The sequence below is a fragment of the Actinomycetospora cinnamomea genome, assembly GCF_003096675.1.
Lineage (GTDB): Bacteria > Actinomycetota > Actinomycetes > Mycobacteriales > Pseudonocardiaceae > Actinomycetospora > Actinomycetospora cinnamomea.
This window is the reverse complement of record NZ_QEKW01000014.1, coordinates 1-13016: the sequence shown is the minus strand read 5'-3', so window position 1 is coordinate 13016 and position 13016 is coordinate 1. Positions and strand designations below refer to the sequence as shown.

Annotated in this window: 12 protein-coding genes; 9 read left to right on the top strand and 3 right to left on the bottom strand. The window is 73.1% G+C overall.

Going from position 1 to position 13016, the window contains the following annotated elements; translation table 11 throughout:
* Window positions 1–144 precede the first annotated feature (144 nt).
* From C8D89_RS21490 to C8D89_RS21460, 7 genes are all read left to right on the top strand, one after another.
* Window positions 145–855 carry a GNAT family N-acetyltransferase gene (locus C8D89_RS21490; RefSeq protein WP_116710184.1) on the top strand — a complete coding sequence of 237 codons (711 nt, stop codon included), beginning with the start codon at window positions 145–147 and terminating at the stop codon, window positions 853–855.
* A 20-nt stretch (window positions 856–875) separates the two neighbouring features.
* Window positions 876–2042, top strand: a complete 1167-nt coding sequence (locus C8D89_RS21485; RefSeq protein ID WP_116710183.1) for an LLM class flavin-dependent oxidoreductase — start codon at window positions 876–878, stop codon at window positions 2040–2042.
* A gap of 8 nt (window positions 2043–2050) precedes the next feature.
* Entirely contained in the window at window positions 2051–3439 is a 1389-nt protein-coding gene (locus C8D89_RS21480) for an NtaA/DmoA family FMN-dependent monooxygenase (RefSeq protein WP_116710182.1), read from the top strand.
* A 48-nt stretch (window positions 3440–3487) separates the two neighbouring features.
* The gene (locus C8D89_RS21475) at window positions 3488–4690 is read left to right on the top strand and encodes a trans-sulfuration enzyme family protein (RefSeq protein WP_116710181.1); all 1203 of its coding nucleotides are present in this window, start codon (window positions 3488–3490) and stop codon (window positions 4688–4690) included.
* A gap of 91 nt (window positions 4691–4781) precedes the next feature.
* Window positions 4782–6164 (top strand): MFS transporter, encoded by a 1383-nt coding sequence (locus C8D89_RS21470; protein WP_116710180.1) that lies wholly within the window; start codon window positions 4782–4784, stop codon window positions 6162–6164.
* A gap of 137 nt (window positions 6165–6301) precedes the next feature.
* The gene (locus C8D89_RS21465; protein WP_116710179.1) at window positions 6302–7306 is read left to right on the top strand and encodes a zinc-binding alcohol dehydrogenase family protein; all 1005 of its coding nucleotides are present in this window, start codon (window positions 6302–6304) and stop codon (window positions 7304–7306) included.
* 47 nt (window positions 7307–7353) lie between these two features.
* The gene (locus C8D89_RS21460; protein ID WP_116710178.1) at window positions 7354–8127 is read left to right on the top strand and encodes an enoyl-CoA hydratase-related protein; all 774 of its coding nucleotides are present in this window, start codon (window positions 7354–7356) and stop codon (window positions 8125–8127) included.
* Window positions 8128–8229: 102 nt separating this feature from the next.
* Here C8D89_RS21460 and C8D89_RS21455 read toward each other — a convergent pair whose 3' ends face one another.
* Together C8D89_RS21455 and C8D89_RS21450 are read right to left on the bottom strand one after the other, a co-directional pair.
* Window positions 8230–8460 carry a hypothetical protein gene (locus tag C8D89_RS21455; protein ID WP_207787363.1) on the bottom strand — a complete coding sequence of 77 codons (231 nt, stop codon included), beginning with the start codon at window positions 8458–8460 and terminating at the stop codon, window positions 8230–8232.
* 34 nt (window positions 8461–8494) lie between these two features.
* The gene (locus C8D89_RS21450; protein WP_116710177.1) at window positions 8495–9256 is read right to left on the bottom strand and encodes an alpha/beta fold hydrolase; all 762 of its coding nucleotides are present in this window, start codon (window positions 9254–9256) and stop codon (window positions 8495–8497) included.
* Window positions 9257–9362: 106 nt separating this feature from the next.
* Here C8D89_RS21450 and C8D89_RS21445 point away from each other — a divergent pair, with 106 nt between their 5' ends.
* Together C8D89_RS21445 and C8D89_RS21440 are read left to right on the top strand one after the other, a co-directional pair.
* Entirely contained in the window at window positions 9363–10328 is a 966-nt protein-coding gene (locus tag C8D89_RS21445) for a quinone oxidoreductase family protein (RefSeq protein WP_116710176.1), read from the top strand.
* Window positions 10329–10499: 171 nt separating this feature from the next.
* Complete coding sequence (locus tag C8D89_RS21440; RefSeq protein WP_165825854.1) at window positions 10500–10811, top strand: DUF3303 domain-containing protein; 312 nt, start codon at window positions 10500–10502, stop codon at window positions 10809–10811.
* Window positions 10812–10823: 12 nt separating this feature from the next.
* Here the strand turns inward: C8D89_RS21440 and C8D89_RS21435 are convergent, their stop codons facing one another.
* Complete coding sequence (locus C8D89_RS21435; protein WP_116710175.1) at window positions 10824–12809, bottom strand: FAD/NAD(P)-binding protein; 1986 nt, start codon at window positions 12807–12809, stop codon at window positions 10824–10826.
* Window positions 12810–13016: the final 207 nt, after the last annotated feature.

Below are 13016 nucleotides of genomic sequence, written 5' to 3'. Positions count from 1 at the left end.
ACACCGGACACCGCCGAAAGACCCGGACCGGCGCGAGCACGGCCTCCAGGTCCACCCGGGCACCGGTCGGCGGAATGGGTCCGGGGGCACCTCGGTTGTGCCGGACGTGCCGCCCGTCGTGACCACGCGCCCGAAGGGCCGCCGATGAGTGCGCACCCGCTCGACGACCCGGTCCGCGCCGCCCTCCTCGGCCCGCACGCGCACCTCGCGGAGGCCCACGGCGACGCGGTGCGCTACGAGCCCGACGTCGCGCCGTTCATCGCGGCGCCGCGCGCCCCGGCCGAGTGGGACGACGTCGCCGCGCTGGTCGGCGACGGGCGCGCGGTGATCCCCGCGTTCTCGCCGCTCGAGCCGCTCACCCTCGCGGTGGGACTCCGGCTGGCCGGTGTCCAGATGGTGGGCGACGACGTCTCGGGCCGCGCCGACCCCGACCTGGTGCGCCTCGGCCCCGCCGACGTCCCCGCGATGCGCGAGCTCGTGAGGCGGACTCGTCCGGGGCCGTTCGGCCCGCGCACGAGCGCCCTGGGCACCTACCTCGGCGTGGTCGTGGACGGGGAGCTCGTCGCCATGGCCGGTGAGCGTCTCGACCCGCCGGGGTATACCGAGATCAGCGCGGTGTGCACCGACAGGGCCCACCGTGGCCGGGGGCTGGCGACACGGCTCGTCCTCGCCGTGGCCGCCGGCATCCGGGCGCGCGGGGAGGTCCCGTTCCTGCACGCCGCGGCCGACAACACGGCCGCGATCCGGCTCTACGAGCAGCTCGGGTTCCGGCTGCGCGCCCGCCCCGACTTCGTCGCGCTGACGGTCCCGAGCGACGTCGGAGGCCCGCACCTGAGCAGACAGGGAGCACGATGACAGCGCCGATGACACGGCCGATGACACGGCCGCCCTTCCACCTCGCGGTCGCCCTCGACGGCACCGGCTGGCACCCCGCGTCGTGGCGTGAACCCGGCGCCCGTGCCGACGAGCTGTTCACCGCCGGGTTCTGGGTCGACCAGGTCCGCGAGGCCGAGGCCGGGCTGCTCGACCTCGTGACGTTCGAGGACGCGTTCGCGCTGCCCGACGAGCGTCCCGACCACGTGCAGGGCCGTGTCGACGCCGTCCTCACCGCGCTGCGGGTGGGCCCCCTGACCGAGCACATCGGGCTGGTGCCGACCATCGTCGCGACGCACACCGAGCCGTTCCACGTCGCCACCCAGATCGCCACGCTCGACTGGGTGACCTCGGGCCGCGCCGGCGTCCGCGTGAAGGTGTCGAGCGACCCCGCGGAGTACGCGCTGTTCGGCCGCCGCGACCCCGACGCGGAGACGCGCGAGTCGCTGTTCGACGAGGCCGCCGACCACGTCGAGGTCCAGCGGCGCCTGTGGGACTCGTGGGAGGACGACGCGGAGATCCGCGACGCCGCCACCGGGCGCTTCATCGACCGGGAGAAGCTGCACTACATCGACTTCGAGGGCCCCCACTTCTCGGTGCGCGGCCCGTCGATCACGCCGCGGCCGCCCCAGGGCCAGCCGGTGGTGACGGCGCTCGCGCACGTCGACACCGCCTACCGGCTCGCCGCACGCAGCGCCGACGTCGTGTTCGTGACCCCCGACGGCACCGGACGCCACGGGCCCACCGGGGACGCCGCGTCGATCCTCGCGCAGGTCCGCGAGGCCGAGGGCGGCGTCGAGCGCGGGGCGCCGCTGCACGTGTTCGGTGACCTGCTCGTCGTGCTCGACGACACCGCCGGCGCCGCCCACGACCGCCTGCGCCGCCTCGACGAGTCCGACGGCGCAGGAGGACCAGGGCTGCGCAGCGACGCCCGCATCCTGGTCGGCACCGCCGCCGAGGTCGCCGACGTCCTCGCCGGGTGGCACGACGCCGGGCTCACCGGCGCCCGCCTGCGCCCCGCGGTCACCGCCCACGACCTGCCCCGCGTCACCGGCGAGCTCGTTCCCGAACTGCAGCGCCGCGGCCTGCACCGCACCGCCTACGAGGCCGACACGCTGCGGGGCCTGCTGGGGCTCGAGCGTCCCGCCGACCGGTACGCGCAGGTCTAGGAGGACCGATGCCGAAGCAGATCCACCTCGCGGCGCACTTCCCCGGCGTCAACAACACCACCGTGTGGAGCGATCCGGCGGCCGGCAGCCACATCGCGTTCGCGTCGTTCCGCCACTTCGCGCGGACCGCGGAGCGGGCGAAGTTCGACTTCCTCTTCCTCGCCGAGGGACTGCGGCTGCGCGAGCAGGGCGGCCGGATCTACGACCTCGACGTGGTCGGGCGCCCCGACAACGTCTCGATCCTCATGGCCATGGCCGCCGTGACCGAACGCATCGGCCTGGCCGGCACGGTGAACTCCACGTTCAACGAACCGCTCGACGTCGCCCGCAAGCTGGCGACGCTGGACCACCTCTCCGGCGGCCGCGCCGCGTGGAACGTGGTCACGAGCTGGGACGAGTTCACCGGCGAGAACTTCCGCCGCGGCGGCTACCTGCCCAAGGACAAGCGCTACCTGCGCGCCGAGGAGTTCCTCGACGCCGCCAAGGCGCTGTGGGACACGTGGGACGCCGACGAGGTGCTCGCCGACGCCGACGCCGGGCGGTTCGTCCGCCACGGCAGCGCCGACCGGGCGGGCCGGTTCACCTACCGTTCCGACCAGTTCGACATCGCCGGGCGCTTCCCCACGCCGCGCAGCCCGCAGGGCCACCCGGTGATCCTTCAGGCCGGCGACTCCGAGGAGGGCCGCGAGTTCGCCGCCGCCAGCGCCGACGCGATCTTCACCCGGCACGCCGAGTTCGATGCCGGGCGGCAGTTCTACGCCGACGTCAAGGCCCGGCTGGCCCAGCACGGTCGTCGCCACGAGGACCTGAAGATCCTGCCGGCGGCCACGTTCGTGCTCGGTGACACCGAGGACGAGGCGGCCGAGAACGCCCGGCAGGTGCAGTACCAGCAGGTAGGGCCGGCCACGGCGATCGCCTTCGCCGAGCAGGTGTGGAACCGCGACCTCTCCGACGTCGACCCCGACGGCCCGGTGCCGTCGTTCGACCCGCGCACCTCCGACGACGTCGACTCCGGCGGGCACATCTCGAAGGGCCGCGCGAGCGTGCGGCAGTACAAGGACCCGGTCGCGGTCGCCCGGGAGTGGCGCGAGCTCGGCGAACGGGAGGGGCTGTCGCTGCGCGAGGTCGTGATCCGGAAGAACGGCCGGCACACGTTCGTCGGCACCCCGCAGCGGGTGGCCGACACGATCGACCACTTCGTGCAGTCCGACGCCTCGGACGGCTTCGTCCTCGTCCCCCACATCACGCCGGGCGGGTTGGACGAGTTCGCCGACAAGGTGGTGCCGCTGCTGCAGGAGAAGGGCTCGTTCCGCACCGAGTACACGGGCACGACGCTGCGCGAGCACCTCGGGCTGCGCCCCTCCCCCACCACCGTCGTGCCTGCGGCTCGTGAGTGACATGGGTCGTGATGACGGCCCAGATCGCTCACATGGCCGGAGGCTCTCGTGACACGCCCCGACAAGGAACGTCCCGACTCGTTGGGCTTCGCGACGCAGGCGGTGCACGCCGGCAATCACGTGGACGCCGGCAGCGGGGCGATCCGCACGCCGCTGGTGATGGCGAACTCCTACGCGCTGCCCGAGGACCCCTCGGAGCTGTCGTGGTCGGGGTTCGACGTGCCGCTGTACACCCGCAACACCGGGGCCAACCAGCGCGCGCTGCAGGAGAAGCTCGCGCACCTCGAGCAGGGCGAGGACGCGGTCGTGCTCGCGACCGGCGTCGCCGCCCTGCACGCGGTGTTCTTCACGTTCCTGCGCTCCGGCGACCACGCCGTCGTCTCGGACGTCACCTACGAGGCGTCCTGGCGGCTCTTCGCCGACATCCTGCCCGCGCGCTACGGCGTCGAGGCCACGTTCGTCGACACGAGCGACCCCGAGGCCGTCCGAGCGGCGATGCGCCCGAACACCCGTCTGGTGCACACCGAGGTCATCGCCAACCCGACGACCCGGGTGTGCGACGTCGCCGCGATCGCGGGGATCGCCCACGCCGGGGACGCGCTGCTCAGCGTCGACTCGACGTTCACCCCGCCGCCGCTCTACCGGCCGCTGGCCGACGGCGCCGACCTCGTCGTGCACTCGCTGACCAAGGTCATCAACGGCCACGGCGACGCGATGGGCGGCGTGGTGGTCGGCGCGCGCGAGCACGTGGACGCGATCCGCGCCGAGGCGATGGTCGACGTGGGCGGCGTGGTGTCGCCGTTCAACGCCTGGCTCATCGGCCGCGGCGCCATCACCCTGCCGCTGCGCCTGCGCCAGCACCTCGCCTCGGCGCAGCGGGTGGCGGAGTTCCTCGCCGACCGGCCGGAGGTCGCCTACGTCGCCTACCCCGGCCTCCCGGACCATCCGCAGCACGAGCTCGCGACGCGGCTCCTCGGCGGGCGGGGGTACGGCTGGATGATGGCGTTCGCGCTCGACGGCGACGCCGACCTGCAGAACCGGTTCGTCGCCGATCTGCGTGTCGTCACCTCGGCGGTCTCGCTGGGCCACGACGAGAGTCTCATCGTGCACGTGGGGACGTCCGGGGCCCGCGCGGCGCGCTGGCCCGCGGAGTTCCGCCGCTACGGGCACCTGCGCCTCTCCGTGGGCCTCGAGGACCCCGACGACCTCGTCGCCGACCTCGGGGCGGCGTTGGCCACGGTGCGCGGGTGATCGTGCGGACGTCGGTTCGGCCAGCGCCAGGTGGACGAATGTCTGGTTCGCGTGATGTACGGGACGATCCGGGCGCCTACGGTTCCCGCTCATGAGCGCGTCGCCGTCTCCGGCTCCCTCCCGCACTCCGATCATCAAAGTGGTCGCCGCGAGCATGCTCGGCACCACCGTCGAGTGGTACGACTTCTTCCTCTACGGGGTCGCCGCGGCGATCGTCTTCCCGGCCGTGTTCTTCCCCGACGCCGATCCGGTCGCGGGCACCCTGCTGTCCTTCGGCACCTTCGCCATCGGCTTCATCGCCCGCCCGCTGGGCGGGTTGGTCTTCGGCCACTACGGCGACAAGATCGGCCGCAAGAAGCTCCTCGTCGTCAGCCTGATGATGATGGGCGTCTCGACGTTCCTCATCGGCCTGATCCCGGGCTACGCGACCATCGGCGTCGCGGCGCCGCTGATCCTGATCCTGCTGCGCCTGATCCAGGGCTTCGCGCTCGGCGGCGAGTGGGGCGGGGCGGTGCTCATCGTCTCCGAGCACGGCGACCCGAAGCGCCGCGGGTTCTGGGCGAGCTGGCCACAGGCCGGGGCGCCCGCCGGGCAGTTGCTGGCCAACGGCCTGCTCGCGCTGCTGGCCGTCGTGCAGTCCGAGGCGGCGTTCCAGTCCTGGGGCTGGCGCATCCCGTTCCTGCTCTCCGCGATCCTCATCGGCATCGGGCTCTACGTGCGGCTCTCGGTCGAGGAGTCCCCGGTGTTCCGCCAGGCCCAGGAGCGCGCGGCCGCGGCGGCCGCGGAGCGGGCCGGCGGGTCGGCCGCGAAGGAGAGCATGCCGATCCTCGAGGTGTTCCGCCGCTACCCCCGCGAGGTCGTCACGGCGATGGGTGCGCGTTTCGCCGAGAACGTCTCCTACTACATCTTCACCATCGTCATCTCGACCTACATGACCCAGCAGTTCGGCCTGCCGTCGTCGTTCGTGCTCGGCGCGGTCCTCATCGGTGCCGCGGTGCACGTGGTGACGATCCCGCTCTGGGGTGCGGTCTCCGACCGGGTGGGACGCCGGCCGGTCTACGTGTTCGGCGCCGCGGGGGTCGGCGTGTGGGCGTTCGCGTTCTTCGCCCTGCTCAACACCGAGAGCTTCGCCCTCACCGCCCTCGCGGTCGTCGTCGGGCTCGTCCTGCACGGCGCCATGTACGGGCCCCAGGCGGCCTTCCTGTCCGAGCTGTTCGGCACCAAGGTCCGCTACTCCGGGGTGTCGATCGGCTACCAGCTGGCCTCCGTGGCCGCCGGCGGGCTCGCACCGGTCATCTCGGTGGCCCTGCTCTCGGCCTTCGGCACCGGCTACGCGATCGCGGCCTACGTCGCCGCGAGCTCGGTGCTGACGCTGGTCGCGGTCCTGACCTACCGCGAGACCCGCGACCGGGACCTGAGCGCCGACGCCGGCTTCGGCCGGCCCGAGAGGGCGGCGCGGCCGGCCTCGTCCTGAGGCGCTCGCGGCCGGGGTCGTCGGCGAAAGGCGGCTCCGGGAGTCGGAACGAACGCGCCGTTCGCTGCTTCTACGCGCACGAACGGCGCGTTCGCTCCGGGCGGGAGAGCCGGGCAGGATCGGCAACCGTGGCGAGGATGCGAGCCGTCGTGCTGAGCGGGCCGGGCGACCTGACGGCGCTGCAGATCAAGGACCGGATCGTGCCCGAGCCGCGGCCCGGCCAGGTCCTGATCGCGGTGAAGGCCTTCGGGGTCAACCGGTCCGAGCTGCACACCCGTCTCGGGCTCGCCGAGGGCGTGACGTTCCCCCGCGTGCCCGGCATCGAGGCGACCGGGGTCGTCGCCGCGTGTCCGGGCGGCGAGTTCACCGCCGGCCAGCAGGTGGTCACGATGATGGGCGGGATGGGGCGCACGTTCGACGGCGGCTACGCGGAGTACACCTGCGTCCCGGCGACACAGGTCATTCCGTTCACCAGCGATCTCGACTGGCCCACGCTCGGCGCGGTGCCCGAGATGCTGCAGACCGCGTACGGCGCGCTCACCGACGCGCTCGACGTGCAGCCGGGCCAGTCCCTGCTGATCCGGGGCGGGACGTCGTCGGTCGGCATGACGGCCGCCGTGCTCGCGAAGGCCCGCGGGCTCACCGTGCTCGCGACGACCCGCGTCGAGGCGAAGGCCGAGCGGCTGCGCACGCTCGGGGTCGACCACGTGCTGATCGACGACGGCAGGGACGGAGGGGTCGCGCGCCGCGTCCACGAGGTCCTCGGCGGCGGCGTCGACACCGCCCTCGAGCTCGTCGGCACGCCGACGCTGCCCGACACCCTGCGCGCCGCCCGTCGCCACGGCGTGGTGTGCGTCGCCGGGATGCTGTCGAACGAGTGGACGGTGCCGGACTTCTCCCCCATCGACTACCTGCCCCGCGGCGTGCGGCTCACCGCGTACGGCGGGGAGGCGGGCGACCTGCCCGCGCCGGTGCTGCAGCAGTTCCTCGACGACGTCGCGGCGGGGCGCGCCGTGGTCCCGCTCGGACAGGTGCTCCCCCTCGAGCGCATCCGCGATGCGCACTCGATCATGGAAGGCGATCGCGCGACGGGCAAGATCGTCGTCCTCCCCCGCACGCTGCGGTGGCGTCCGCGGTCCTGACCCGCCGGGGTGCAGGGCGGCGGACCCGGCCTGCGAAGGTGGCGACCATGGACGACGAACTGGTGCACCTCGAGGTCGCGGGCGGGACGGCGACGATCACGCTCGACTCGCCGCGCAACCGCAACGCCCTGTCGGCGCAGCTGCGCCGCGAGCTCTCCGCGCACCTGGACGCGGTCCTGGTCGACGACGCGGTGCGCGTCGTCGTCCTGACCCACACCGGGCCGGTCTTCTGCTCGGGGATGGACCTGCGCGAGTCGCGCGGGGCGGGGGCGGGCGACCAGGGGGTCAACGAGTTCCCCCGGATCCTCGCGACGCTCTGGTACGCCGACAAGCCGGTGATCGCCCGGCTCGCGGGCCCCGCCCGGGCGGGCGGGGTCGGGCTGGTGTCCGCCTGCGACATCGCGATCGCGGCGCGGGAGGCCACCTTCGCGTTCACCGAGGTGCGCATCGGCGTCGTCCCGGCGGTGATCTCCTCGACGGTACTCCCGCGCCTGCTGCCCCGAGCCGCGCACGAGCTGATGCTCACCGGCGAGACCTTCGACGCCGACCGCGCCGCCGCCGTCGGCCTGGTCAACGTCGCGGTGGACGCCGACGCGCTGGACGCCGAGGTCGCCCGCTACGTCGACATGCTCGCCCGCGGCGGCCCGCGCGCCCTCGCGGCGACCAAGGCGCTGCTGCGCCGCGACCGCGGCGAGCACCTCCAGCAGGACCTCGAGGCCATGCTCGAGCTCTCGGCCGAGTTCTTCGCCTCCGAGGAGGGTCAGGAGGGCATGACGGCGTTCGCGGAGAAGCGCGCACCGTCGTGGGTGCCGGGGGGCTGAGCCCGGCCCCGGCACTCAGAGCAGGTTGACCACGATCACGAGCAGGAGCAGCACGACCAGCGTCGCGGTGACCCAGAGCCGGGCGGCCCGGCGGTCCACGGGTCAGTCCCCCGCCGTGGTCGCCGTGGTCGACTCCTCGGCCCGCTGCTGACGGCGTTCGGCGGCCTCGAGCCGCGCCGCGACCGATCGCTCGACCAGGGTGTCGATCACGGCCGCGGCGCCCCAGCACAGCGGCCCGACGACGGCCACGACCAGGACGACCTGCACGGTGAAGTCGAGCTGGGTGAGCCACAGCTCGATGCCGTCCCACCAGGTCGCGACCGCACGCAGCACGGGTCCGACGGTACGCGGGGCGCGGACACGCGGTTCAGCGGGCCAGGAAGTCCTCGAGCAGCGGCACCACGAGGTCGACGCGCCGGATCAGTGCGGTGTGGGTGGTGCGCGGCAGGACCGCCAGGCCCGCGTCGGGAATGGTCTCGGCCATCGCGACGGCGTGGTCGACGCGGACGAAGTCGTGGTCGCCGATCATCACCAGCGTCGGCGCCGCGATGCCCGCGAGCTGCGCGGACGTCCAGTTCTCCTCCGCGGTGACGATGGGGTCGAGCTCGCCGACGACGGCCTCGAACGAGGTGAGCCCGTACCGCTCGTACTCGGCGACCATTGCGGCGAACTCGTCCTCGGTGGGCATGCGGGTCGACGTCGCGTACTGCGTCGGGTCGTGGATCTCGGCGTGGTAGCCGTCGGCGCGCGTGTGCACGGCGCCGAGCACCAGGCGGTGCACGCGCTCGGGGTGCCGCACGGCCGTCTCCAGGGCGACCAGCCCGCCCCAGCTGAAGCCGAACACGTCGGCGCGCGCGAGCCCGAGGTGGTCGAGGACCCCGACGACGTCGCCCGCCATCGTGGCGAGGGTGATCTCGCGGCCCTCGGGGTCGGCGGTGCGCCCGTGTCCCTGCAGCTCGATCGCGATCAGTCGGCGCGACGGCGCGAGCCGCGGGATCAGCGCGCCGAAGCTCAGGTCCAGCGTCAGCGCCCCGCCGTGCAGGAGGACGAGCGGGTCGCCCGTGCCGTGCTCCTCGTAGTAGACGTCGAGGCCGGGGAGCGGGGCGTACGTGCCGGTCGCGGTGCTCATGGTCGGGGATCCTCCGTCGGGTGGTCGGCGCCGTCACCGGTGGAACTCCGCCCGCTCGCCGAACTCATCGGGCAGCGGTCGAGTCGCGCCGGATAGGTTGCGGGGCATGTTCGCGGTCTACGCCTCCGAGCCCAACGCCGACGACCCCCTCGCCTCCCTCGTGGTGGGCGAGCGGCCCGATCCCGAGGTCCCCGAGGGCTGGGTGCGGGTCAAGGTCGAGGCGGCGAGCCTCAACATGCACGACCTGTGGACCCTGCGCGGGGTCGGGATCAAGGAGGACCAGTTCCCCATGATCCTGGGCTGTGACGGTGCGGGCACCCTCGACGACGGGAGCCCGGTCGTCCTGCACTCGCTGATGGGCGACCCGGACTGGAAGGACGACGAGACCCTCGACCCGTCGCGCAAGATGCTCACCGAGTGGGCGCAGGGCAGCTTCGCCGACCACGTCGTCGTCCCGAAGCGCAACGCCCTGCCGCGCCCCGAGGGCATGACGGCGTCGACCGGCGCGGTCATGGGCACCGCGTGGCTCACGGCCTACCGGATGCTGTTCACGAAGTCCGGGCTGCGCGGCGGGCAGACGATGCTCGTGCAGGGCGCGTCGGGCGGGGTGTCGACGGCGCTGATCCAGCTCGGCCGCGCGGCCGGCATGCAGGTGTGGGTCACCGGGCGTACCGACGAGAAGCGCGAGCTGGCCCTGCGCCTGGGCGCCCACCAGGTGTTCGAGTCGAACGCGAAGCTGCCCGGCAAGGTGGCTGCGGTGTTCGAGACCGTGGGCGAGGCGACCTGGAAGCACTCGCTGCGCTCGCTGGTGCCCGGCGGCACGATCGTCTGCTCGGGTGCGACCTCCGGCTTCGCGCCCAGCGCCGACCTCGCGCAGGTCTTCTTCCTGCAGAAGAACGTCGTCGGCTCGACGATGGGCACGCTCGCAGAGCTGCGCGACCTGCTCGACTTCGTCGCGACCACGGGCATCGTCCCGGAGATCGGCCAGGAGCTGCCGATGGCCGACGCGGAGGAGGGCTTCCGCGCGATGCTCGACGGCCGCACCGCCGGCAAGATCGTCTTCACCCGCTGACCCATGTGCGCGATGTTCGCGGCTACAGCCGTGAACATCGCTCACATGGAAGCGCCTTCCCGTCGCCAGGTCGCCGAACGCGGTCGATCCCGTACGCGAAGTCGTCGTTGAGCGGTTCCCCGCTCACCGCCTAGCGTTGTGACGCTGTTCACACTAGCTGTGGGGGAAGCCGTGAAGTACGTCATGACCTGGTGGGAGCGCCCGGGTGGGTCCTTCGCCGACTACGAGGCCGCGCAGAAGAGGGTCCTCGAGGTGTTCCAGTCGTGGAAGATGCCCGAGAGCCTCACCTTCCATCAATTCCTCGTCCGGGTCGGCGAGTTCGGCGGCTACGCCGTGATCGAGACCGACGAGCCGGCCGACATGCACCGGCTGACCAGCGCCTTCGCGGTCTTCCAGTTCCGCGTCGAGCCCGTCATGGACGTGATGGACGCCGTGGCCGCCGAAGTCGACGCGATCGGCTGGCGTGATTCGTTGTCCGGCTGACCACTCTCATCGCTAGGCGGAGAGGCTCGCGGCGGCGGGGACGACCTGGGCGAGCACGGCGCGGGCGAGGGCGTCGTTGGCCCGGAAGCTCAGCGCGTTGGTGTTCGGGCGGGTGAACGCGCCGGGGATGCGCACGTTGGTGTGCGGCCCGATCGCGAAGCGGGTCGGGTGCGCCTCGCCGTCGTCGTCGACGAGACGGAAGTCCGACGGCCGCACCCGCACCAGCCCGGTGTGGTGCAGCACCACCGCGCCCTCGCCGTGCGCCACCGCCGCGTCGGCCGAGCGCACCGCCGACGAGCACGCCTTCGTCGGGCAGCCCTCGCCGACGTCGAGCACTTCCTCGTCGAGCTGGCCCTCGGCGTGCAGCGCGGCGAGCATCGGGTCGGCGCTGCGGCTCACGCTGGGTGCGGGCAGGCGGGCCTCGACGAACGTGCGGGCCTCGACCACGACGCCGTCGAGGCTGTCGCTGCGCGCCCGGAACACGCCCGCGCCCTCGTCGGCCTCGACCACCAGCCCGGCCCCGAGGAACCGCACGTAGCCGGCGCGCGAGAGTGCGAGCAGCTGGCGCAGCCGCGGGCCGGGCGGGCCGCTGGCCAGGGAGCTGAACAGGTTCTGCCACCACGACAGGTCCCGCGCCCGCGACGCCGGGGTGAGCGCCTCGGTGCCCGACAGCTCCGTGACCTGCCCGTACACCGACAGCAGTGCCACGAACGCGCCGAGCTCGGCGGTGTAGCGGTCGTCGACGTGGCGGCGGAGGTCGTCGTCGATGTAGTGGCGCAGGGTGCCCTGCAGCGCGTCGAGGTCGTCGACGCAGACGTCGTGCAGCGGGCGGTCGATGCGCTCGAAGTCGAGGTGGTCGTCCGGGTCGGGCACGCGCGCGGCCACGAGCTCCGCGCGCGCATCCGAATACCAGTCGACCTCGGCGTACGCGCCCGCGAACTCGTCCCACGTCCCCCGCACGCGGTCGGGGTGGCCGTGGAAGAGCTCGTGGTAGTAGCCCCAGCCGACCTCCTTGGCCATCAGCGGCCACACGTCGCGGCGCAGGTCGACGCCGCCGCGGCGCACGAAGCCGGCGATGTCCTCGGGGCCCAGGAACCGCGGCAGCGGCGGGCGGGGTCCGCGCAGGGTGTACTCGGTCTTGGCGTGGTACGGCACCCCGCGCCCGGAGCCGACGTGCAACACCGGCTCGGTACCCGACGGGACGTAACGCAGGCGTCCGTCGGGGCCGTCGGGCTCGAAGCCTCCCCCGCGCCCCTCGTACAGCAGCACCACGAGGTCCACGAAGGCGAGCCCCATGCCGCGCGCGATCACCGTCTCGCCCGCCGGGATGCGGTCGAGCTCGGTGTCGGTGGTCTGCTCGGGCGGGAAGTACTGCAGATCGTGGGTCTCGGCGAACGCGACGAGGTCCTGCTCGTCGGCGGTGGGGTCGGCGTCGAGGTGCCCGCTGGCCAGGACCAGCGCGTCGGCGTCGAGCTCCTCGCCCGTGGCCAGGCGCACGCGTTGCGGCGAGCCGTCGACGAGCCCGACGGCGCGAGTGCGGTGACGGTGCGCGTGCACGCCCGCGGGCAGCGACGCCTCGACGTGGCGCAGGACCCAGTCGAGGTAGTAGCTCTGCAGCCGGCGCGTCGGGAACGTCGACGGGCCCAGCGCCCGCAGCTCCTCACCGACCTCGCCCGGTGGCACGTGCTCGCCGGCCAGCCGACCCTCGCGCAGGTCGACCGCCCACTCGTGCAGCGACGGGCCGGGCACGATCGGGCCGTCGCACACGACGCTCTCGTCGGTGAACATCGTGACGTCGGCGGCCATGGAGTTCATCCACAGCAGCGACGACTGCTCGTGACGCCAGATGCGCCCCGCGCCCGGCGGGTACGGGTCGACGAGGTGCACGTCGAGCTCCACGCCCGACCCGACCCCGAACTCGGCGGCGCTGGCGGCGATACGCTCGAGCACGCCCGCTCCCCGCGGGCCCGCGCCCACCACCACGACCGACCGTCGCATCGCTCGCACCTCCGCACCCTGCGCCGCGCCCGTGAGCGAGTATCCGTGCCGGGGCACGAATAAGCGGAGCACACCGACAGGGCGCTCACGAGCGCGTCAGCGCCAACGCGACCTAGTGTCGCGCGTCGTTAGTTGATTCACGTTCGTGCAGATGAGATCTTGGTTGCATGACCTCTTCGGGGTTGGTGATCAGCGACGAAGATCGAG